The 21,285-nt window shown below is 73.5% G+C and carries 19 protein-coding genes; 10 read left to right on the top strand and 9 right to left on the bottom strand.

Annotated features, from left to right (window positions below; translation table 11 throughout):
* Together JQN83_RS02105 and JQN83_RS02100 are read left to right on the top strand one after the other, a co-directional pair.
* A complete protein-coding gene (locus tag JQN83_RS02105) occupies positions 1–1,206 on the top strand; it encodes a cation:proton antiporter (RefSeq protein WP_208565295.1) in 1,206 nt (401 codons plus the stop codon).
* Between the two features lie 173 nt (positions 1,207–1,379).
* Positions 1,380–1,811, top strand: coding sequence for a hypothetical protein (locus JQN83_RS02100; RefSeq protein ID WP_208565294.1), 432 nt, complete (start codon positions 1,380–1,382; stop codon positions 1,809–1,811).
* A gap of 85 nt (positions 1,812–1,896) precedes the next feature.
* On the opposite strand, the gene JQN83_RS02095 is transcribed toward JQN83_RS02100, so the two are convergent.
* From JQN83_RS02095 to dnaK, 5 genes are all read right to left on the bottom strand, one after another.
* Positions 1,897–2,106, bottom strand: coding sequence for a hypothetical protein (locus JQN83_RS02095; RefSeq protein ID WP_208565293.1), 210 nt, complete (start codon positions 2,104–2,106; stop codon positions 1,897–1,899).
* Positions 2,107–2,232: 126 nt separating this feature from the next.
* Positions 2,233–2,676 (bottom strand): heat shock protein transcriptional repressor HspR, encoded by a 444-nt coding sequence (locus JQN83_RS02090; protein WP_208565292.1) that lies wholly within the window; start codon positions 2,674–2,676, stop codon positions 2,233–2,235.
* 29 nt (positions 2,677–2,705) lie between these two features.
* Positions 2,706–3,890 (bottom strand): molecular chaperone DnaJ, encoded by a 1,185-nt coding sequence (gene dnaJ, locus JQN83_RS02085; RefSeq protein ID WP_208565291.1) that lies wholly within the window; start codon positions 3,888–3,890, stop codon positions 2,706–2,708.
* A gap of 82 nt (positions 3,891–3,972) precedes the next feature.
* Positions 3,973–4,716, bottom strand: coding sequence for a nucleotide exchange factor GrpE (gene grpE / locus JQN83_RS02080; protein ID WP_208565290.1), 744 nt, complete (start codon positions 4,714–4,716; stop codon positions 3,973–3,975).
* A gap of 48 nt (positions 4,717–4,764) precedes the next feature.
* Positions 4,765–6,636, bottom strand: coding sequence for a molecular chaperone DnaK (dnaK, locus tag JQN83_RS02075; protein ID WP_208565289.1), 1,872 nt, complete (start codon positions 6,634–6,636; stop codon positions 4,765–4,767).
* A 207-nt stretch (positions 6,637–6,843) separates the two neighbouring features.
* Here dnaK and JQN83_RS02070 point away from each other — a divergent pair, with 207 nt between their 5' ends.
* From JQN83_RS02070 to JQN83_RS02060, 3 genes are read left to right on the top strand one after another with little or no spacing between them, the layout of a single operon-like run.
* On the top strand, positions 6,844–8,697 hold the full coding sequence (locus tag JQN83_RS02070; RefSeq protein WP_208565288.1) for a GTPase family protein: 1,854 nt from the start codon (positions 6,844–6,846) through the stop codon (positions 8,695–8,697).
* Entirely contained in the window at positions 8,694–10,376 is a 1,683-nt protein-coding gene (locus JQN83_RS02065) for a GTPase (protein ID WP_307798953.1), read from the top strand. The genes JQN83_RS02070 and JQN83_RS02065 overlap by 4 nt, the downstream gene beginning before the upstream one ends.
* Before the next feature lie 53 nt (positions 10,377–10,429).
* Entirely contained in the window at positions 10,430–11,656 is a 1,227-nt protein-coding gene (locus JQN83_RS02060; protein ID WP_208565287.1) for a hypothetical protein, read from the top strand.
* Positions 11,657–11,740: 84 nt separating this feature from the next.
* Here the strand turns inward: JQN83_RS02060 and JQN83_RS02055 are convergent, their stop codons facing one another.
* Together JQN83_RS02055 and JQN83_RS02050 are read right to left on the bottom strand one after the other, a co-directional pair.
* Complete coding sequence (locus tag JQN83_RS02055) at positions 11,741–12,652, bottom strand: NAD(+)/NADH kinase (RefSeq protein ID WP_208565286.1); 912 nt, start codon at positions 12,650–12,652, stop codon at positions 11,741–11,743.
* On the bottom strand, positions 12,649–13,758 hold the full coding sequence (locus JQN83_RS02050) for an SPFH domain-containing protein (RefSeq protein WP_208565285.1): 1,110 nt from the start codon (positions 13,756–13,758) through the stop codon (positions 12,649–12,651). Before JQN83_RS02050 ends, JQN83_RS02055 begins: the two co-directional genes overlap by 4 nt.
* Before the next feature lie 76 nt (positions 13,759–13,834).
* Here JQN83_RS02050 and JQN83_RS02045 point away from each other — a divergent pair, with 76 nt between their 5' ends.
* On the top strand, positions 13,835–14,521 hold the full coding sequence (locus JQN83_RS02045; protein ID WP_208565284.1) for an NUDIX hydrolase: 687 nt from the start codon (positions 13,835–13,837) through the stop codon (positions 14,519–14,521).
* A gap of 285 nt (positions 14,522–14,806) precedes the next feature.
* Here the strand turns inward: JQN83_RS02045 and JQN83_RS02040 are convergent, their stop codons facing one another.
* Both JQN83_RS02040 and JQN83_RS33640 read right to left on the bottom strand, forming a co-directional pair.
* Entirely contained in the window at positions 14,807–15,382 is a 576-nt protein-coding gene (locus JQN83_RS02040) for a phosphatase PAP2 family protein (RefSeq protein WP_307798952.1), read from the bottom strand.
* 189 nt (positions 15,383–15,571) lie between these two features.
* Positions 15,572–16,579, bottom strand: coding sequence for a hypothetical protein (locus JQN83_RS33640; protein WP_208565282.1), 1,008 nt, complete (start codon positions 16,577–16,579; stop codon positions 15,572–15,574).
* A 595-nt stretch (positions 16,580–17,174) separates the two neighbouring features.
* On the opposite strand from JQN83_RS33640, the gene pdhA reads away from it, so the two are divergent.
* From pdhA to JQN83_RS02015, 4 genes are all read left to right on the top strand, one after another.
* Positions 17,175–18,353 (top strand): pyruvate dehydrogenase (acetyl-transferring) E1 component subunit alpha, encoded by a 1,179-nt coding sequence (gene pdhA, locus JQN83_RS02030; protein WP_208565281.1) that lies wholly within the window; start codon positions 17,175–17,177, stop codon positions 18,351–18,353.
* The gene (locus tag JQN83_RS02025) at positions 18,353–19,342 is read left to right on the top strand and encodes an alpha-ketoacid dehydrogenase subunit beta (RefSeq protein WP_208565280.1); all 990 of its coding nucleotides are present in this window, start codon (positions 18,353–18,355) and stop codon (positions 19,340–19,342) included. The genes pdhA and JQN83_RS02025 overlap by 1 nt, the downstream gene beginning before the upstream one ends.
* 5 nt (positions 19,343–19,347) lie before the next feature.
* Positions 19,348–20,859: a dihydrolipoamide acetyltransferase family protein gene (locus JQN83_RS02020; RefSeq protein ID WP_208565808.1), complete on the top strand. Its 1,512-nt coding sequence runs from the start codon at positions 19,348–19,350 to the stop codon at positions 20,857–20,859.
* Between the two features lie 220 nt (positions 20,860–21,079).
* On the top strand, positions 21,080–21,217 hold the full coding sequence (locus tag JQN83_RS02015) for a hypothetical protein (RefSeq protein ID WP_208565279.1): 138 nt from the start codon (positions 21,080–21,082) through the stop codon (positions 21,215–21,217).
* The last annotated feature ends 68 nt before the right edge of the window (positions 21,218–21,285 follow it).

Genomic DNA, 21,285 nt, shown 5'->3' with positions numbered 1-21,285 from the left:
ATGCACGAAACCACCACACTGCTCATCGAGGTCGGCGCGCTCCTGCTGCTGCTCGGGCTGCTCGGCCGGCTCAGCCGCCGGTTCGGCGTCTCCCCCATCCCCCTCTACCTGCTCGCCGGGCTCGCCTTCGGGCACGGTGGCCTGCTCCCGCTGGCCGCGAGCGAAGAGTTCTTCGCCGTCGGCGCCGAGATCGGCGTCATCCTGCTGCTGGTCATGCTCGGCCTGGAATACAGCGCCAACGAGCTGGTCGGCAACCTGCGCTCGGCGGCCCCGGCTGGCCTGATCGACGCGGCGCTCAACGCCCTGCCCGGTTTCGGCTTCGCGTTGCTGCTCGGCTGGGGCTGGGTGGCCGCCGTGGTGCTCGGCGGCATCACCTGGATCTCGTCGTCCGGGGTGATCGCCAAGGTGCTCGGCGACCTCGGCCGGGTCGGTAACCGGGAAACCCCGGTCATCCTCTCCGTGCTGGTCATCGAGGACCTGGCGATGGCGCTCTACCTGCCGCTGGTGACCGCGCTGCTGGCCGGCGTGGGCCTGGTCAAGGGTGGGATCGCGCTGGGTGTCGCGGTGTTCACCGTGGTGCTCGTGCTGGTCGTCGCCATCCGCTTCGGCCACCTGATCTCCGCCGCCCTGTCGGCGAAGGACCCGGAGGCGTTGCTGCTCGGGGTGCTCGGCCTGACCCTGCTGGTCGCCGGCATCGCCGCCCGGCTCCAGGTCTCCGCCGCCGTCGGGGCGTTCCTGGTCGGCATCGCCCTGTCCGGGCCGGTGGCGCACCACGCCACCGAACTGCTCTCCCCGCTGCGGGACCTCTTCGCCGCGGTCTTCTTCGTCTTCTTCGGCCTGGTCACCGACCCCCGGGACATGCCGCCGGTGCTGCTGCCCGCGATCGTGCTGGCCGTGGTCACCATGGGGACCAAGTTGCTCACCGGCTACCTGGCGGCCCGCCGGGCCGGCATCGCCGAACCGGGCCGTTGGCGGGCCGGCTTCGCGTTGATGCCGCGCGGCGAGTTCTCCATCGTCATCGCCGGTCTGGCCGTCGCCGCCGGCACCGTCGAACCCAAACTGGCGGCGCTCGCCACGGCGTACGTGCTGATCACCGTGATCACCGGTCCGATGCTCGCCCGCCTGCCCGACATGCGCTGGTTCAAGCAGCGGCTGCGTCGACGGATCGCCGCCCGACAGCCCCAGCCGGTACCCGCCACGGACTGAGAACCGCCCGGCCAGGCCCCTCACACAGGTGGCCTGGCCAGGGCCTCCGTTGCCGAATTGCTCCCGGCGGGGTCTTCCGCCGGCCGGGCAGCGGCGGCTAGCGTTGCGCCCCAGCAGGACAGGGTCCCGCGGGCGGACGGAGGCACCCCGTGGATGTGAGCGGAAGGTTGCCGGTGAGCGTGCAGGATCCGCCGTTCCACGGCTTCGCCAACCCCGTCGACCCGTCGCCGGGGGAGCTACGGGCCTGGGCGTACCAGCCGGACTCGGTGCCGCTGACCTCGCTGCCACAAGACTGGGACCTGCTGGTCTCCGGCGACCACCTAGTGCTCACCCTGTTCGAGTTGGCGTTGGACCCGGCCTGCCCCGCGCGCCGCTTCGCCCTGCACTGCCTCTACATCTACGCGGCCGACGGCATCCGGACGAACTTCCGCGCCCACCCCAGGCGTCGCTTCCGCAAACTGGTGGAGCAGGCCGAGCGCGACGGCGACGAGTTGCTGCGCAACTGGGCGTACAACAGTCGGGCGCTGCTGGCCCGGCAGGAACTCTTCACCTACCACGACTGGTGCGAGGGCGGCCTGGTCCGGGACAACCGCCGGCTCGGCTGACCGGCGGCGCACCCGCAGCACCCACAGCCGGACGGCGAACGGGCCGGGACCCCCCGTGGGTCCCGGCCCGCACGTCGACGGATCGTCAGCGTGCCGATCCGCCCTGGTTGCGGCGTTTCTCCCCGGTCCGCTCCCGGTCCGCCCCGGGGTCGGTCCCTTCGGCGAACCTGCCGTTCTTCACCGTGTCGGAGAACTTGCCCTCGGTGACCCGGTCGAACTTCTCCCGGACGTTCTCGGCCACCTTGTTGAGCCGCTCCTCCGCCTGCCGGGCCACTTTCTTCGCCGATTCCGCCACGGTTCCCCCCGCCGTCGGAGTCCGAATTGACCTGGTTGGACCTGACAACAGGCTAGCCGGAACGACCACCCACCGCCGGAAAACCCCGACCGCAGACCACCGCCGACCCGGCGGGCCGGGCCAGGGTCAGCGGTCGGGGGTGCGGCGGGGACGCCAGACCACCAGCGCCGTGGAGGTGCGACTGGTCGGCACCAGGTCACCCCGGGAGAAACCGCTGGCCAGCGTCTCCAGCTCGGCGATCCGGCGGTAGGCGGCGTCCAACTCCGCCTCCAGTCGGGCCACCCGCTGCTGGGCCTGCTCCACCAGGCCTTCCAGCCCGATGATCCGTTTCACCCCGGCCAGGTTGACACCCTCGTCCTGGCTGAGCCGCTGGACCTCACGCAGCAGGACCACGTCCCGCACGCTGTAGCGTCGCCCACCACCGGCCGCCCGACCGGCCTGCACCAGGCCGAGCCGGTCGTACTGACGCAACGTCTGCGGGTGCATCCCCGCCATCCGTGCCGCGACCGAGATCATCAGCACCTTGGCCTCGTAGGCGGCGTCACCCGAACCGACGAACCCGTCCGACATCTCCACTCACCTCCGCACCCGTCAACCGGTCAACCGACCCGACGCACCCGCGCGTCGAGATGTTCCCGGGCCGCCGGCGGCGTCGCGTCGGCGAACGACTCCAACGCCGCCCGGGCTTCGTCCGACACCGTCGCCGGCACCACCACGTCCAACGTGACCAGCAGGTCACCGGCCTGACCGTCGCGGCGCACCACACCCTTGCCCCGGGCCCGCAGCACCCGCCCGGACGGCGTCCCCGGGGGTACGCGCAGGGTCACCGCGCCGTCCAGGGTGGGCACCCGCAGGTCGGTGCCGAGCACCGCCTCGGCGAAGGTGATCGGCACGGCCAGCGTCAGGTCGTCACCGGTACGCCCGAACAGGTCGTCCGGGCGTACCTTGACCTGGACGAACAGGTCGCCCGCCGGCCCGCCGCGCTGACCCGGCTCGCCCCGCCCGGCCAACCTGATCCGCTGCCCGTCGGCCACCCCGGCGGGGAACCGGACGTTCAACGTGCGGGTCTTGGTGACCCCGCCGGTGCCGTGGCACTCGGGGCACTTCTCCTCGACGACCGTGCCGACGCCCTGGCAGTTGCGGCACGGCTCGGAGAAGCTGAACGACCCCTGGTCGCGGGTGGTCACCCCGGCACCGTGGCAGACCGGGCAGGTGGTGGGCTGGGTGCCGGGCTTCGCGCCGTTGCCGTGGCAGGTGTCGCAGACCCCGGGCGCGCGCAGCGTCAACGGCAGGGTGACACCTCGTACCGCGTCGTCGAAGTCGAGGGCCACCTCGGTCTCCACGTCCCGGCCTCGGGCGGGGCCACGTGCCCGCGTCGGACCGGCACCACCGGCACCACCGCCGGAGAAGATCGAGCTGAACAGGTCGGTGAAGCCGCCACCACCGAACCGGGTGTCCCCGCCACCGCCGCCGAACAGGTCGGAGACGTCGAACGGGACACCGCCGGGCTGACCCGTGCCGGGCGCGCCCCGACGGAACGCGCCCGAGCCGAACAGCGAGCGCATCTCGTCGTACTCGCGGCGTTTGGCGTCGTCGCCGAGCACCGCGTACGCCTCGGAGACGCCCTTGAACCGTTCCTCGGCTTTCGGGTCACCGGGGTTGTGGTCCGGGTGCGATTCCCGGGCCAGTTTCCGGTACGACTTCTTGATCTCGTCTGAGGAGGCGGACTTCTCCACGCCCAACGTGGCGTAGAAGTCCTTCTCGATCCAGTCCTTGGAGCTCACCGGTCCACCCCCTTCCGTGAGATGTGGCCCGGTCGCCCCGCCCACCGGGTGCGGGTGGGCGGGGCGACCGGATGGCCGTGCACTATTCCGGGTCGGCGACCGCGACCATGGCCGGCCGCAGCAGCCGCTCACCGAGCAGGTAGCCCCGACGCATCACCTGGACGCAGGTGGGCTCGTCCACGTCCGGCGAGGTCTGGTGCGCGACCGCCTCGTGCCGGGTCGGGTCGAACGGGTCGCCCTTCTCGCCGAAGGGCGTCAGGCCGAACTTGCCCAGCGCCGTGGTGAGCTGCTCGGCCACCGTGCCGAACGGCCCCACCAGGTCGCCGTGCTCCCGGGCCCGGTCCAGGTCGTCCAGGATGGGCAGCAGCGCGGCGAGCACCGAGCCGGTCGCCTGCTCCTGGACCACGCCCCGGTCCCGGTCCACCCGCTTGCGGTAGTTGGCGTACTCCGCCGACACCCGTTGCAGGTCCCGGGTCCGTTCGTCCAGCTCGGCCCGGAGGGCTTCCAGCTCCGCGCCGAGCGGCGAGCCCGTCGGGCTGCCGTCGACCGGTTGCGCGGGTGCGTCCACCACCGGCGGACCGGTCGGTGCCGGCCCGTCGAGCGCGGTCGCCTCGGCCTCGATCTCGTCGACCATCACCTCGGCCTCCTCGACCAGCCCCTCGGCCGGGGCGTCCGCCCCGGCGTCGGCGGCGGCGGGCGACTCCTCGGTCCTGCCGAGCTTGCGGTTGTTCCGGATGACGACCCGCGGCCCGTCGTCGGCGGGCTCGGAGCCACCCGGCGTCGACCCGGAGGCGCCCGGGTCGGCGGCTCGTGGCTTCTCCGTCATACGACTACCTCGATCCCTGTGCGGTGAGTTCGTGTCCGGCGCGGACCGTCACTTCTTGTCCTCGTCCACGATCTCCGCGTCGACCACGTCGTCCGGGCCGCCCGCCTTCGGGGCTCCGGCCGCACCGGCACCCGCGCCCGCACCGGCACCCGGACCAGCCGCGCCCGGCTGCTCCCCCTGCTCGGCCTGCTGCGCGTAGAGCAGCGAACCGGCCTGCTGGGAGACCTGGGCGAGCCGCTCGTGGGCCGCCTTGATCTTCTCGATGTCCTGACCGCCGAGCGCGCCGCGCAGCTCGCCGAGGGCCTCGTTGAGCTGCTCCCGGTTCTCCGTCGGCAGCTTGTCGCCGCTCTCGGCGAGGAACTTCTCGGTCTGCCACTGGAGCGCCTCGGCCACGTTGCGGGCCTCCGCCTCCTCGCGGCGACGCTTGTCGTCGTCGGCGTGCTCCTCGGCGTCGCGGCGCATCCGCTCGATGTCGTCCTTCGGCAGCGAGGAGCCGCCGGTGATCGTCATCTTCTGTTCCTTGCCGGTGCCCAGGTCCTTGGCGTGCACGTTGACGATGCCGTTGGCGTCGATGTCGAAGGCGACCTCGACCTGCGGCACGCCGCGCGGCGCCGGCGGGAGGCCGGTCAGCTCGAAGGTGCCGAGCTTCTTGTTGTACGCCGCGATCTCGCGCTCGCCCTGGAACACCTGGATCAGCACCGACGGCTGGTTGTCGTCGGCCGTGGTGAAGACCTCGGAGCGCCTGGTCGGGATGGTGGTGTTGCGCTCGATGAGCTTGGTGAAGATGCCGCCCTTGGTCTCGATGCCCAGGCTCAGCGGGGTCACGTCGAGCAGCAGGACGTCCTTGACCTCACCCTTGAGCACGCCAGCCTGGAGGGCGGCGCCGACGGCGACGACCTCGTCCGGGTTGACGCCCTTGTTGGGGTCGCGACCGGTGAGCTGCTTGACCAGGTCGGTGACGGCCGGCATCCGGGTGGAGCCGCCGACCAGGATCACGTGCTCGACGTCGGCGATCTTGATGCCGGCGTCCTTCACGGCCTGCTCGAACGGGCCCTTGCAGCGGTCCAGCAGGTCCTGCGTCATCCGCTGGAACTCGGCGCGGCTGAGCGTCACGTCCAGGTGCAGCGGGCCGGCCGAGCCGGCGGTGATGTACGGCAGGTTGATGTTGGTGGTGGTGGCCGCCGACAGCTCGATCTTGGCCTTCTCGGCCGCCTCGCGGAGCCGCTGGAGGGCCATCTTGTCCTGGCCCAGGTCGATGCCGTGCTCACCACGGAACGTCTTCACCAGGTGGTCGATGATCCGCTGGTCCCAGTCGTCACCGCCGAGCTGGTTGTCACCGCTGGTCGACTTGACCTCGACGACGCCCTCGGCCAGCTCCAGCAGGGACACGTCGAAGGTGCCGCCGCCCAGGTCGAAGACGAGGACGGTCTGCTCCTTGGAACCCTTGTCCAGCCCGTACGCCAGGGCCGCCGCGGTCGGCTCGTTGACGATCCGCAGCACGTTGAACCCGGCGATCTCGCCGGCCTCCTTGGTGGACTGCCGCTGCCCGTCGTTGAAGTAGGCGGGAACGGTGATCACCGCGTCGGTGATCTGCTCACCCAGGTACGCCTCGGCGTCCCGCTTGAGCTTCATCAGCGTGCGCGCCGAGATCTCCTGCGGGGTGTACTTCTTGCCGTCGATGTCGACGGTCCAGTTGGTGCCGATCTCCCGCTTGACCGAGCGGATGGTCCGGTCCGGGTTGGTCACCGCCTGGCGCTTGGCGACCTCACCGACGAGCACCTCGCCGTTACGGGCGAACGCGACGATCGACGGGGTCGTCCGCGAGCCTTCAGCGTTGGCGATGACGGTGGGCTCACCGCCCTCGAGAACGCTGACGCAGGAGTTCGTCGTGCCGAGGTCGATACCGACCGCACGTGCCATCTTCGCTTCCTCGCTTCGTTACGGGTGGGCAGGTCGGAGGGCCTGCCCGGGAGGGCCGCCCGCAGCGACCACACCACACTTGAGTGAACTTGACTCAATAGTGCCACGCGATCGCCAAAGCGCAAGTCGACTTGAGCCGACCCGACGCAACCCGACCGTTACTACCCTCCGGTTGTCTCTGTTGCATCGGTCGGGCACGCTTTAGCGGTGACGACGCACGGCGATCCCGCCACCCGGTCCGGCGCGCCCACCGTCGCCGCCCGCACCGGGCCGTCGGAGACCGACGAGACGCCGCCCGGCCCCACCGGAGACGGCCTACCCGCCGCCCTCACCGGCCTGCGGGCCGCGATCGGCGCGGCCCGGTTTCCGCTCGCGCTGCCCTCGGCCGAGCCGGCCCGGCACACCGGCCGGGCGCTGACCGACCAGCTCGACGACTACCTGCTGCCCCGGCTGGCCCGACTCGACGCCCCGCTGCTCGTGGTCGTCGGCGGCTCCACCGGCGCGGGCAAGTCGACCCTGGTCAACAGCCTGGTCCAGGCCCGGGTGAGCGCCGCCGGCGTGCTCCGCCCCACCACCCGTTCCCCGGTGCTGGTCTGCAACCCCGCCGACGCCGCCTGGTTCCGCCAGGGTGAGCTGCTGCCCGGCCTGACCCGCACCAACGAACCCAGCGAGGACCCGGGCACCCTGCACCTGGTCACCGCCCCCGCGCTCCCCCCGGGGCTGGCCTTCCTCGACGCCCCCGACATCGACTCGGTGGTCGACGCCAACCGGGCCCTCGCCGGCCAACTGCTCGCCGCCGCCGATCTCTGGCTCTTCGTCACCACCGCCGCCCGGTACGCCGACGCCGTCCCGTGGGAGCTGCTGCGTACCGCCCGCTCCCGGGGTGCCGCGATCGCCATGGTGCTGGACCGGGTGCCCCCCGAGGCCGCCGACGAGATCGCCGCCCACCTGTCCGAGATGCTCGCCGCCCAGGAGTTGGGCGCGGCACCGCTGTTCGTCCTGCCGGAGACCTGGGTCGACGGCCAGGGCCTGCTGCCCGACCGGGTCACCGCACCGCTGGGCACCTGGTTCGCCCGGCTCGCCGCCGACGCCGAGGCCCGGGCCGCCGTGGTCCGGCAGACCCTCGACGGCGCACTCGCCTCACTGCACCCGACGGTGGAGATGCTCGCCGACGCGGCCGACGAGCAGATGGTCGCCGCCGACGCCCTCGACGACCGGGTCCGGGCCGCCTACCAGGGCGCGCACCGGACCGTCACCGAAGGGCTGAAGGACGGCCGGCTGCTCCGCGGCGAGGTCCTCGCCCGCTGGCAGGAGTTCGTCGGCACCGGCGAGTTCTTCCGGACGCTGGAGGCCCGGATCGGCCGGCTGCGCGACCGGGTCGTCGCCGCGGTCACCGGCCGGCCCGCCACCCCCGCCACCGACCTGCGCAACGCCATCGAGTCACAGTTGGTCACCCTGCTGCGCGGGGTCGCCTCCGAGGCGGCGGAGAACGCGTACACCGCCTGGAAGGCGAACCCGGCCGGGGCCGCGCTGCTCGACCCGCCGCTGGCGCACCCGTCGGCCGACCTGCCCGAGCGGGCCGAGCGGCTGGTCCGGGACTGGCAGCGCGGGGTGCTGGAGCTGGTCCGGGAGGAGGGCGGCGACCGGCGGTTCGTGGCCCGGACGGCCGCGTACGCGGTCAACGCCACCGGGCTGGCCGTGATGATCGCCGTCTTCGCCTCCACCGCGTTCATCCCGACCGGGCTGGAGGTGGCCACCGGGGCCGGCACCACCGTCGCCGCGCAGGCCGTACTCCAGGCGATCTTCGGTGACCAGGCGGTGCGTACCCTCGCCGCGAAGGCCCGGGGTGACCTGCTGGAACGGGTCCGCGCGCTGCTGGACGAGGAGGCGGCCCGCTACCTGGCCCGCACCGACGGGGCCCGACCCGGTGCGGAGGTCGGCGCGGCGCTGCGCCGGGCCGGCGGCCGGGTCGAGCTGGCCCGGCACCACAGCGGCCTCGCCGGCCAGACCGGCCAGGCCCTACCGATCCCGACCCCGACCTCCGAGGACGGCACCCGGTGACCAACATCGTCGGTCGGATGCGCGAGGCGCTCCGGCGTGACCAGCGGGTCGACGCCGACGCGCTGGTGGCCCGCCTCGACGCGATCCGCCGGTTCCTCGACGCGGTCGACGGCGAGGTGCCCGACACCCGGCTGGTCGGCGCGCACACCCTGGTCGAGCGGGCCGGCACCCGGTTGTCGCTGTCCCGGGACCACACCGTCGTGGCGTTGGCCGGCGCCACCGGCAGCGGCAAGTCCAGCCTGTTCAACTCCCTGGCCGGGATGGAACTCTCCCCGGTCGGGGTGCGCCGGCCCACCACCGGTGTCGCGCACGCCTGCGTCTGGGGGCCGCTGGACGGCGGCAACCGGCTGCTCGACTGGGTCGGGGTGCTGCCCCGGCACCGGTTCGTCCGGGAGAGCGCGCTCGACGGCGACGACGAGTCCGCCCTGCACGGTCTGATCCTGCTCGACCTGCCCGACTTCGACTCGGTGCAGCGGTCCCACCGGCTGGAGGTGGACCGGCTGCTCGGCCTGGTCGACCTGGTGGTCTGGGTGGTCGACCCACAGAAGTACGCCGACCGGGTGATCCACAACAGCTACCTGCGCGAGTTCCACCGGCACCGGGAGGTGACGGTGGTGGTGCTCAACCAGGCCGACCGGCTGCCCCCGGCCGAGCTGCCCCGGGTGCTGGCCGACCTGCGCCGGCTGCTCGACGTCGACGGGCTCGACGGGGTGCCGCTGCTGGCCACCACGGCGGTCGAGCCGGACGGGATGACCGGGCTACGGGAGGCGCTGGAACGGGCGGTGTCGGACCGGCAGGCCGCGCTGCGCCGGCTCTCCGGCGACGCCGACACGGTGGCGGCGGCCCTGGGCGAACTGGTCGCCGTCGAAGCCCCGGGGCACGTCCCGGACGCCGCGACGGTCCGCGCCCTGGACCGGGCGTTGGCCGAGTCGGCCGGGGTGCCGGCGGTGGCCGCCGCGGTCGAGGGGGCGTACCGGCACCGGGCCGGCGGGGCCACCGGCTGGCCGTTGGTACGCGGCTGGCGCAAACTGCGCCCCGACCCGCTGCACCGGCTGCACCTGCCCGGCCCGACCACCGATCCGCAGCGCCCGGCGGAGCCCGTGCTCGCGGCCACCTCCGTGCCCGACCCGACCGCCGCCCAGCAGTCCGCCCTCGGGCTGGCCATCCGCGCCGTCGGCGACCGGTCCGGCGAGAAACTCCCGGCACCCTGGCCGGCCGCGGTGACCGCCGCCGCCCGGTCCCGGCTGGCCGACCTGCCGGACGCGCTGGACGGCGCGGTCGCCGGCACCGACCTGGGCATGGACCGCCGGCCGTTCTGGTGGCGGCTGGTCGGCGCCCTCCAGTGGCTGGTCACCCTCGCCGCCGTGGCCGGGCTCGGCTGGCTGGTGCTCGGCTACGCGCTGCGTGCCCTGGGTCTGCCGGCGCTGGACTACCCCCGGGTGGGGGAGGCACCGTTGCCGACCGTGCTCCTGCTCGGTGGGCTGCTCGCCGGTCTGCTGGTGGCCGCGGTGACCCGGCCGGTGATCCGCTGGGCGGCCCGACGGGCCCGACAGCGGGCCGAGCAGCGGCTCACCGAGGCGGTCTCCCGGGTCGGCGCGGAATACGTCCTCATCCCCGTCCGGGCCCTCCTCGACCGGTACGCCCTCGCCCGCTGCGCCTGGCAGGACGCCACCCGGTGAACGCCGCCGCCGGCACAGGTGTCCGGGGCTGCGCGGCGGCGTAGGGTCGTGCCATGGCCACGCCAAAGACCCCCTACGACGCGGTGCTCTCCGCGGCCCGCGACGTGACCAGGCTGGACTGCGCGCTCGACGCCGAGATGCTCGGCACGGCGCTGCTGGGCAGCGTCTACGCGATCGCCGAGACCGACCGGGAAACGGCGGTCCGGGAATTCGTCTCCGGTTTCCTCGCCGCCACCTCCCGCCGCCGGACGGCCGCCGCCACCACCATCCGTCAGGTCTTCGCCGCGCTGGTGCCCGATGCCGAGGGCGCGGCGAAGGTCCGCCCCGGCGCGCAGGCCCCGGCCTGGGCCGGTCAGCTCGGCCGGGTCCACCTCACCGGCACCTGGTCGTACGGCGACGTGTACGGCGACCAGACCTCCTACCTGGCCACCTTCGCCTACGACGACGAGTCGGGCGGGCCGGAGCACGCCCTGGTGGCACTGGTCGACCACAACATCGGCATCACCAAGGACGTCTTCGTGGGTGGGCCGGCCGAGCGGATCCTGGAGCAGGTCCGGCAGATGTGCGCCGACGACGACCTGACCTGGTTCCGGGAGGAGGACCCGGCCCGGATGCACGGCGAGGTGGGTCGTCACCTGGCGATCACCGACGACCTGGGTGACCTGCCCGCCGAGGGTTCGCTCGCCACCGACCGGGCGTTGGTCGGGGCACGGCTGGCGGTGCTGCCCGAGCCGAGCGCCGGCACCACCGGCTGGGACGCGCAGCCGCTCAGCGCCGACGAGCGCACCACGCTGGTCCGGGCTTTCCTGTCCTCCCCCGAGGCGGCCCGACACGGGCTGAACACCCTCGACAGCGACGCCGAGCTGGCCTCGCTGCACTTCTGCCTGGGGCTGCTCTTCGACCACTCGGCGAGCTTCCCGGACGCCGACCCGTTGCGCTGGAGCCCGGCGGTGGCCGGGTTGTTCCTGCTCGACTGGGTGCACCGGCGGGCCGTGCTGGACATGGACGACGCGGCGTTGCTGCCCCGGGTGCTGCGGGCCTGGGCGGCGTTCGCGGCCCGGCGGCGGGGGCTGCCCGAACGGGCCGGCACCCAGACCGACGAGGCGATCGAGGAGTTGGTGCCGGAGTTCGCCCGGCTCTATTCGACAGGCGAGCGGCGCAGCCCGGCGACGGCGGCGGTGGCCCAGCTGATGGCCGACGGCATCGACCCCGACGACCCGGTCGCCCTGGACGCCTGGATCGAGGCCAACCGGCAACGGCTGGGGGACGACACCCCCTGACCGTCCGACGACGCGCTGCGTGCCTGGCGACGCGCTGACCACCCGGCGACGCGCCGGGGTGGCCCCGTGACGTCCCCGGCCGGTCTACGGCTCGACCAGGGCCAGCCGGCCGGGGGCGACGTCGAGGCGTACCCGCTGGCCCCACCGCAGGGTCAGCCGGTCGGCCTCCAGCCCGTCGGCGAACGCCACCAGACCGTCGGACTCGGCGGTCAGTTCCAGCGCGTCGGTGCCGTCGAGCCGGCCGGCGACCAGCTCGACCCCGGTGACCGGTGAGGGCCACGCCTCCCGCACGTACCAGCACAGGGCCGGCTCCTGCGGGGCGGGCGGCGGGACGGCTGCCGACCGGTCCCGGGCGATCGAGGCGCACCAGCCGGTGGCCCCGGTGCCGGTGCCGACGACCACCCCGGAGGACGACTGCCGTTCCTGCCGGGGCCGGCCGTCCCCGCCGACGTCGAGCAGGTAGCGGGCCGACTGGTGGGAGGAGTGCCCGACGTACACCTCGTTGAGGCCGACGAGTTCCTGTCCGTCGTCGAGGGTGGCCCGGACCATGGCCCGGTGGCGCAGCGGCGCGGTCCCGGCGGCCACCGCCGGCAGCAGGGCGGCCACCTGGTCGCCGGTGCAGCGGACCAGCACCCCGGCGTTGCGGCCCGGTTCCGGGTCGACGCCGACGACGGGTTGCCCGGTGAGGTACTTCGCCACGTTGGCGACGAGGCCGTCCGGGCCGACGGCGACGATCACGTCCTCCGGGCCGAACAGGAACCGGGGCAGGTCGTCCCGGTCGACCGTGCCACGCCGCCAGTCGGCCGGTACGGCGGCCCCGACGGCGGTCAGCGCCGTCTGGAGGGCCTCGTGCCGGTCCACCACCTCGGCCAGGTCCCGGCCCCGGGCGCGCAGGTACCACTGGGCCGCCGCCCGGGTGCCGTGCCGGGCGAGCAACTCCTCCAGCTCGCTGCGGCGGCGGACCACCACCACCCGGGGGGTCAGTGTGCCGCTCACCGGTCCACCGTTCCGGTCGGGCCGGTGAGCCGGCCGAGCAGGTCGGCCAGCAGGTCCGGGGTGACGGTGAGCTGGCCGATCGGCGGGAGCTGGCCGGCGAGTTCCCGGACGGTGAGGGCTTGCAGCACCCCGGGCGGCAGGGTGGCGTACGTGGCCAGCTTCGCCGCCTCCGCCTCGGCCTCGGCGGCGCCGACGGCGCGTACCGTCTCGGCTTTGGCCACGGCGAGCACCCGTTCCCTGTCGGCGGCACCGGCGGCGAGCAGCCGTTCCTTGTCCGCCTCGGCGGTGGCGGACACCCGGGCCCGTTCGGCGGCGGCGGCGTTGGCGACCTGTTCCCGCTCCGCCTTGCCCTGGGCGGTGGCCAGCTCGGCGGCGGCGTCGAGTTCGACCCGGCGGCGGGTGTTCGCGCCGTGCTGCTCGACGAGCTGCTGTTCCCGGCGGGCCAGCTCGATCTTGTTCTGGAGTTCGTTCTCGGCGATGCCGCGTTCCTGCTCGACGGCCTGGGCCCGGCGGGCGTAGGTGGCCCGGTCGGCCTGCACCTGCACGGCCTCCCGGGTGGGGGTCTGCAGGGCGCGTTCCAGCTCGGGTTCGGGCCGGACGGCGACCACCCGGGCGCTGACCACAGCCACCCCGATGTCGGCGAGCCGGGGCTCGGTGTCGAGCGCTGCGGAGACCGCCTCCCGGATGGGCGCGATCGTGGTCAGCGCCTCGGCCAGCGGGACCCGGGCGAGCAGGTCCAGGGCGGGCTGCTGGGCCAGCTCGGCCAGCAGGGTGGCCACCTGGTCGAGCGGTCGGGACCGGGCCTTACCGGTGCGCGGGTCGATCGAGAAGTCGAGCCGGGCGGCGGCCAGCGTCGGGTCGGCCACCCGGTAGGTCACGGTGGCCTGGACGGTGATGTCGGCGAAGTCGCCGGTACGCGCGTGGAAGAGCAGCGGCAGCTCCCGGTCGTCGACCGGCACCTCGCTCAGCACGGCGGTCAGCGGTCGGTACCAGAACGACTGGCCGGTCCCTTCCCGCCGGACCCGCCCGTCGACGTGCAGCCGCACCCAGTTGGTCGGTGTCCCGCGCAGGTGGCGCAGGAAGAGTCGCCTCGTCACGTCGGCCATGTCTCACACCTTCCTCTTTTTCGTCCACCCGACGATAACCACTCTGATAGGTTATCGTCAAGGTGGTGATAAAGAGATGACCGACTACCCGCCCTTCGCCGTGACGGTGGACCTGGTGGTCCTCACCGTGCGCGCCGACGCGCTGCACCTGCTGCTGGTCCGCCGGGGCATCCCACCGGACGAGGGCCGGTGGGCGCTGCCCGGCGGCTTCGTCGGCATCGACGAGGATCTGCCCGACGCCGCCGTCCGGGAGCTGACCGAGGAGACCGGGCTCCCCGAGCCGGCCGGCCACCTGGAGCAGCTCGGCACGTACGGCCAGCCGGACCGCGACCCGCGCGGACGGGTGGTCACCGTCGCCTGGCTGGCCCTGCTGCCCGACCTGCCCACCCCGGTGGCCGGCTCGGACGCCGCCTCGGCGGAGTGGGTGCCGGTCGACCGGCTCACCCCCGGCCAGCTCGCCTTCGACCACGACCGGATCGTCGCCGACGGCCTGGAACGGGCCCGCGCGAAGCTGGAGTACACCCCGCTGGCCAGCGCCTTCTGCCCGCCCGAGTTCACCGTGGCCCAGCTGCGGGCCGTCTACGAGACGGTCTGGGGCACCCGGCTGGACCCGCGCAACTTCCACCGCAAGGTCACCGGCACCCCCGGCTTCGTCAGCCCCGCCGGCCGGGCCACCGAGGGCGACCGGGGGCGACCTGCCCAACTGTTCCGCCGGGGCCCGGCCACCCGGCTCCACCCGCCCATGCTCCGCCCCGAACCCTGAACCGCCCGCCGGGCCCACGCCCCGACCGGGTCACCGCCGGACCTCGTCACCGCCGGACCTCGTCACCGCCCGGACCTGGTCACTGCCCGGAACCTCGTCACCGCCCGAACCTCGTCACCGCCCGGCCGGGTCACCGCCCGGACCGGATCACCGCCCCCGACCTCGTCACTGCCCGGACCGACCACCCGGCACCGATCCCACCGGCACCCGTCCCACCGGCACTGGTCGCCGGGCGCTGCGACCGGCCTGGGGCGCTGCGCCAGGTCTGCCCGGCGGCACGGGGGCTCAGGAGAGCGGCGCGTAGACCAGCCCGGCCACCAGGCCGCCGACCAGCGCGCCCACCACGACCTGCGCGACCGTGTGGTCGCGCAGCCGCACCCGGGACCAGCCGACCAGGGCGAGCAGCGGCACGGCCGGCAGCAGCCGGGGGCCGAAGGTGAGCACCAGCACCACCAGCGTGCCGGCGGCCACCGCCGAGTGGATGGACATCTTCCACCAGTGACTGACCGCCACCGCGACCACCAGGCCGACCACCCCGGCCGCGACCAGGGCCAGCACCGGGCGCGGTGCACCGAGCGCCGCGAGCAGGGCCAGCCCGGTGGCCGCCGAGGCGAGCCCGAGCAGCAACGGCACCCGACGCTGCTCACGGCGACCGATGTGATGATCGGTGAGTCGACCCCGCCGCACCCCACCCAGGATGTACGCGAACGGGATACCGGCGGCGAAGACCGTGGCGAGCAGCCCCCAGGCCAGTCCGCGCGCCCCACCCGCACCGTGCCAGCCGATCGCCACGGTCAGCGCGGTGACCAGCACGGCCGGCGCGGTCACCTCGGTCACCAGCCGGGCCACCCGGGTCGCCACCGCCCCCGACCCGACCGGCTCGGCAGCGGCAGGTGACCCTCCGAACGGAGCAGGGTCGGCCAGGTCGGGGGCGGCCCGGTCGCCGCCCTCGTCGCGCGTACTCAGCGTTCCGCCCCCGCATCCGTGGTGCCCGATCCGGCACACCGCAGTGGTCGACGGGTCGACCGACGGCATCCGGGCCGCTGCGGCTCAGCCTGCGGCTTCGTTCGTCACCGTACCGTCCGGGTCGGTGGTGTCGTGGAGGGTCGACGCGGACCCGGCGGAGGTCTGCGACACGGGCACGGCGGGTGCCTGCGGTGCGGGGACCGGGGTGGCCGACGGGCGGGCGACCGGGATCGCCGGGCGACCGGCGGTTGGTCCGACGCGCGGTACGGGACGGGTCTGCGACCGTGGACGCGTGGGGTGGGTCGTGCCGGCCGGGATCGCCGTCGCGGTGGGTCGGGGCCGCGCGGTGGGGACCAGCGTGACCGTGACGGTGGGTCGGGTCTCGGGGGAGGCGGTCTGGCCTGGCGTCGGGGTGGGCGCGGGAGGCGACGTGGACCCGGGCGTCGGGCCGGGCTCCGGGGTCGACGTGGCTGCGGGGGTGGGCGGGGGTGCGGAGGTGGGCGTGGCGGTGTCGGAGGGTGCCGAGGTCGGCGACGGGTCCGGCGGTGGCTCGGAGAGGGTGGCGGTCGGCTCGACGTCCGGGTCCGGGTCCGGACTCGGGCTCGGCGTGGGGTGGGGTGTGGCGGTGGGGGTCGGGTGGGGGGTGGGGATGGGGTGGGACGGTGCGTTGGGTGCCGACGTCCGGCGGATCGGCCGGGGCGTGGCGGCGGGCACAGCCCGACGGTGGACGGGGCCGGTGGTGGCGGGAGCCGGGGCGGTGGCGGGCGGTGCCGGTGCGGTGGCCGGTGGGAGGGCCGGTTGACCGGTGGCGGGCACCGGGACGACGACCGGCCCGACCGACGGGGTGGGCAGGAACGGGGTGCCGTCGTCCGGCAACGCGGTGCTGCCCACGGTGGCCGAGCCGGCGCTGATCGCGGCGAGCACCGGCATCGAGGCGGCCCCGGCGAGCAGGGCGACGGTGAACAGGTAGCCCCGGTGCGGCGCACCGACGCCGGGTGCCCGGTGGACGCCGATCATCCGCCGGTAGCTGCCGCCGCCGGCCCGGTGTCGGCCGAGGAGGGGGACCGGAGGACCGTCACCTGGCTCGGACACCGCACACTCCCTCGTCGACCTGGACGTGTTCGCCGGTGGGCAGCACGGATCAGAACGGACATTATGCGCCAAACGCCCACCAATACCGGTCAGCTTGACCCAGTGACGCCCAGTTCACCAGGCACCACAGCGTGTCGACACACAAAAAGTCCGTCACCCGGCCGGTCCGGCGACGATCGCCCGCCGGCAGCGCGGCCGGCACGGCGCGGCGCGGGGCGGCGCGGCGCGGGGCGGCGCGGCGCGGGGCGGCGCAGGCGCAGCGCGGCCGGCGCGGCGACAAAAAAGTCCACGGGTCACCAAGCGGACATGTCGCCACCGGCGGGAGGGCCATACTGTGGGGCCGCTCACCTCCTCTGCAATCATTCAGGCACGACGGCAACGCAGCCGCACCTCCGCGTACCCCGTGGCAGGCATGGCTGCTCGCCGACGCTCCCGAACCGGGTTCGACCCATGGATCCGGCTCAGGTCGTGCGGCAACCCCCACCGGGGCTAGGCACGGCCGCCAGGAACCAGTCCGGCAACAGCCGGGCCGGCGCACGTTGTGCGCGGACGGGTGACCCCCCGGCTCGGGCACAGACACGACAGGGAGAGACGGATGGCAAAGGGCGACCCTGCGGTCTCCAGCCGCGGCCGGCGAGCCGCACCCCGGTCCCGGCGAGCCGCCGCGACCGCTGAGCCGGAACTCGTACAGCTGCTCACCCCCACCGGGGAGCGGATCGAGAGCGCGACCGGCCCGGACGGCACCGAGTACCGCGTCGACTTCACCGACGAGGAGTACCGCGGCCTCTACCGCGACCTCGTGCTGGTCCGCAAGCTCGACGCCGAGGCGACCGCGTTGCAGCGGCAGGGCGAGCTGGGCCTGTGGGCCTCGCTGCTCGGTCAGGAGGCGGCCCAGGTCGGCTCCGGACGGGCTCTGCGCAGCCAGGACATGGCCTTCCCGACCTACCGGGAGCACGGCGTCCTCTACTGCCGGGGCATCGACCCGATCATGCCGCTCGGCCTGTTCCGTGGCGTCGACCAGGGCGGCTGGGACCCGAACGAGTTCAAGTTCAACATGTACACGATCGTCATCGGGGCGCAGACCCTGCACGCGACCGGGTACGCGATGGGCGTCCACATGGACGGCAAGACCGGCACCGAGGACGGCGAGGCGGTGATCGCCTACTTCGGCGACGGCGCCACCAGTCAGGGCGACGTCAACGAGGCGTTCGTCTGGGCCAGCGTCTTCAACGCCCCGCTGGTCTTCTTCTGCCAGAACAACCAGTACGCCATCTCCGAGCCGCTGGAACGCCAGACCCGGGTGCCGCTCTACCGGCGGGCCGGCGGTTTCGGCTTCCCCGGTGTCCGGGTCGACGGCAACGACGTGCTCGCGTCGTACGCGGTGACCCGGCATGCGCTGGACAACGCCCGGCTCGGCCAGGGCCCCAGCCTGATCGAGGCGTACACCTACCGGATGGGCGCGCACACCACCTCGGACGACCCGACCCGTTACCGGATCGCCAGTGAGGTCGAGGCCTGGCAGGCCAAGGACCCGATCGCCCGGATGAAGGCGTTCCTCGACAAGCAGCAGATCGCCGACGACGCGTTCTTCGCCGAGGTCGACGAGCAGGCCCGTGCCGAGGCGGTGCACCTGCGCGAACGGGTGCTCGAACTGCCCGACCCGGCCCCGGTGTCGATGTTCGACCACGTCTACCCGCACGGCTCGCCCGAGTTGGACGCCCAGCGGGCCCGGTTCAGCACCTACCTGGAGTCGTTCGAGGGGAGCGCGCACTGATGGCCACGGAGACGCTCACCCTCGGCAAGGCCCTCAACACCGGTCTGCGCCGGGCCCTGGAGAACGACCCGAAGGTCGTCATCATGGGCGAGGACGTCGGCAAGCTCGGCGGCGTCTTCCGGATCACCGACGGGTTGCAGAAGGACTTCGGCGACCAGCGGGTGATCGACACCCCGCTGGCCGAGTCCGGCATCATCGGCACCGCCGTCGGCCTGGCCATCAGGGGTTTCCGGCCGATCTGCGAGATCCAGTTCGACGGCTTCGTCTACCCGGCGTACGACCAGATCGTGTCGCAGGTGGCCAAGATGCACTACCGCTCGCAGGGCAAGGTCACCATCCCGATGGTGATCCGGATCCCCTACGGCGGGGGCATCGGCGCGGTGGAGCACCACTCCGAGTCGCCGGAGGCGTACTTCGCGCACACCGCCGGGCTGAAGGTGGTGACCTGCGCCAATCCGCAGGACGCGTACGTGATGATCCAGCAGGCGATCGCCTCGGACGACCCGATCGTCTTCCTGGAGCCGAAGCGGCGCTACTGGGAGAAGGGTCCGGTCGACCTGGACGCCCCGTTGTCCGGGGCGTACCCGCTGCACTCCGCCCGGGTGGTGCGGCCGGGCACCGACGCGACCGTGTTGGCGTACGGGCCAATGGTGCGTACCGCGCTGGACGCGGCGACCGCCGCCGCCGAGGACGGCCGGGAGCTGGAGGTCGTCGACCTGCGTACGCTCTCGCCGCTGGACCTGACCGCCGTCTACGAGTCGGTGCGGCGCACCGGCCGGTGCGTGGTCGTCCACGAGGCCCCGGGCAACCTGGGGCTGGGCTCGGAGATCGCGGCCCGGGTCACCGAGGAGTGTTTCTACTCCCTGGAGTCGCCGGTGCTGCGGGTCACCGGTTTCGACACCCCCTACCCGGCCAGCCGGGTGGAGGAGGAGTACCTGCCCGACCTCGACCGGGTGCTCGACGCCGTCGACCGCACCTTCGGCTGGTGAGCGCGATGTCCCGGATCAAGGAGTTCAACCTGCCCGACCTGGGTGAGGGTCTGACCGAGGGGGAGATCCTCGCCTGGCTGGTCAAGGTGGGCGACGTCATCGAGCTGAACCAGCCGATCGTCGAGGTGGAGACGGCCAAGGCGGCCGTGGAGATCCCGGCGAAGTGGGCCGGTGAGGTGCGGTCGATCTTCCACCCGGAGGGGAGCACGGTCGAGGTCGGCACCCCGATCATCGCGATCGACACCGACCCGGGTGCCGGGCCGGTGCCGGAGTCGACGACCGCCGCCGCGTCGGCGGACCTGCCCACCCCGTCGGCCGCTTCGTTGGCGGCGGTGCAGGTCGCGCCCGCCGAGGGCATGGTCGAGCCGGGTCTGATCGGTGGGGTCGCCCCGGGTGGGCGTACCGCCGTGCTGGTCGGTTACGGCCCGCGCAACGCGCCGGCCAAGCGTCGGCAGCGCAGGGACGGCCCGCCCCGGCAACCTGACACCAGCCCCCGGCCGACCGGGCCGGCCCAGGTCACGACGCCGGCTCCGGTCGCGCCGGTGGCTGCGGCTCCGGTCGCTGCGGCGCCGGTCGCTGCGGCGCCGGTCGCGCCGACGGTGAACGGCAACGGCCGGGTCGCCGGCCCGGTGCTGGCGAAGCCGCCGGTGCGCAAGTTCGCCAAGGACCTCGGGGTCGACCTGGCCACGGTGACCGGGTCGGGTCCGCTCGGGTCGATCACCCGTGCGGACGTACAGCGGGCGGTGGACGGGAGCACGGCGGTGGCCGAGCCGCTGGCGGCGACGTCGCCGGCCACCTCGGCCGCGAGCTTCGGCGCGGACCGCGAGCAGCGCATCCCGGTCAAGGGGGTACGTCGGCTCACCGCCGAGAACATGTCCCGCTCGGCGTTCACCGCACCGCACGTCACGGAGTTCCTGACCGTGGACGTGACCCGGGCGATGAAGGCGCTGGACCGGCTGCGCGGGCGGCGGGAGTGGCGGGACGTCCGGGTCTCGCCGTTGCTGCTGGTCGCCAAGGCGGTGCTGCTGGCGGTCCGGCGGCACCCGATGGTCAATTCGACCTGGGCCGGTGACGAGATCGTCGTCAAGGAGTACGTCAACCTCGGTATCGCGGCGGCCACCGAACGTGGCCTGATCGTGCCGAACATCAAGGACGCCGGTCGACTCACGCTGCGTGAGCTGGCGGATGCGATGACGGGTCTGGTGCAGACGGCCAAGGCGGGGAGGACCTCTCCGGCGGACATGTCCGGCGGCACCCTGACGATCACCAACGTGGGGGTGTTCGGGGTGGACACCGGCACCCCGATCCTGCCTCCGGGTGAGTCGGCGATCCTGGCCTTCGGTGCGGTCCGCGAGATGCCGTGGGTGCACAAGGGCAAGGTCAAGCCACGCCAGGTGACCACCCTGGGGCTCTCCTTCGACCACCGGATCATCGACGGCGAGTTGGGTTCGAAGTTCCTGCGCGACATCGGGGACTTCCTCGCCGACCCGGAGGCGGCGTTGCTCGCCTGGACCTGAGACCGGTGACGTTCCGGCCACGGCCGGTGTGCCCAGGGTGAACACCCGGCACACCGGCCGTGGCCGTTGGGGGAAGAAACAGTGGCCCAGATCGCCCCCTGACCTACGATCCTTAGGCCCGTGTTGCAGCTCACCTAATAATCGATGGCAATCGGCGGCCGGCGGGTGTTCAATGGAGTCATCAAGGGGCCGACAACCGAATAGCCGAAGGAAAGACACCATGAGCATGATCGAGCGAATCCGCACCCGTCGTGACGCCACCCGTCGGGCCCGTGCCATCGAGCACGCGCTGCGCTCCGCCAACTCGCCCGCGGTCCGCGAGGAGATCCTCGCGATCGCCCAGCGTCACCTGAGCTGACGCCACACCGACTTTTCTCCCCCTCCTCCAGATCGACGACCCGCCCGGGCCCCGGGCGGGTCGTCGGC

The organism is Micromonospora antibiotica, from assembly GCF_017599305.1.
GTDB classification, from domain to species: domain Bacteria; phylum Actinomycetota; class Actinomycetes; order Mycobacteriales; family Micromonosporaceae; genus Micromonospora; species Micromonospora antibiotica.
Note: the sequence above shows the minus strand (reverse complement) of the source record. Positions and strands in the feature narration are given on the sequence as shown.

Coding starts and splice junctions, on each gene's coding strand:
- JQN83_RS02090 (WP_208565292.1), bottom strand. CDS start 2,676: ATGTCGGACGGGTTCGTCGGTTCGGGTGACGCCGCCTACGAGGCCAAG.
- grpE (WP_208565290.1), bottom strand. CDS start 4,716: ATGACGGAGAAGCCACGAGCCGCCGACCCGGGCGCCTCCGGGTCGACG.
- JQN83_RS02105 (WP_208565295.1), top strand. CDS start 1: ATGCACGAAACCACCACACTGCTCATCGAGGTCGGCGCGCTCCTGCTG.
- JQN83_RS02025 (WP_208565280.1), top strand. CDS start 18,353: ATGGCCACGGAGACGCTCACCCTCGGCAAGGCCCTCAACACCGGTCTG.
- dnaK (WP_208565289.1), bottom strand. CDS start 6,636: ATGGCACGTGCGGTCGGTATCGACCTCGGCACGACGAACTCCTGCGTC.
- JQN83_RS02045 (WP_208565284.1), top strand. CDS start 13,835: ATGACCGACTACCCGCCCTTCGCCGTGACGGTGGACCTGGTGGTCCTC.
- JQN83_RS02015 (WP_208565279.1), top strand. CDS start 21,080: ATGAGCATGATCGAGCGAATCCGCACCCGTCGTGACGCCACCCGTCGG.
- JQN83_RS02050 (WP_208565285.1), bottom strand. CDS start 13,758: ATGGCCGACGTGACGAGGCGACTCTTCCTGCGCCACCTGCGCGGGACA.
- JQN83_RS02060 (WP_208565287.1), top strand. CDS start 10,430: ATGGCCACGCCAAAGACCCCCTACGACGCGGTGCTCTCCGCGGCCCGC.
- pdhA (WP_208565281.1), top strand. CDS start 17,175: ATGGCAAAGGGCGACCCTGCGGTCTCCAGCCGCGGCCGGCGAGCCGCA.
- JQN83_RS02020 (WP_208565808.1), top strand. CDS start 19,348: ATGTCCCGGATCAAGGAGTTCAACCTGCCCGACCTGGGTGAGGGTCTG.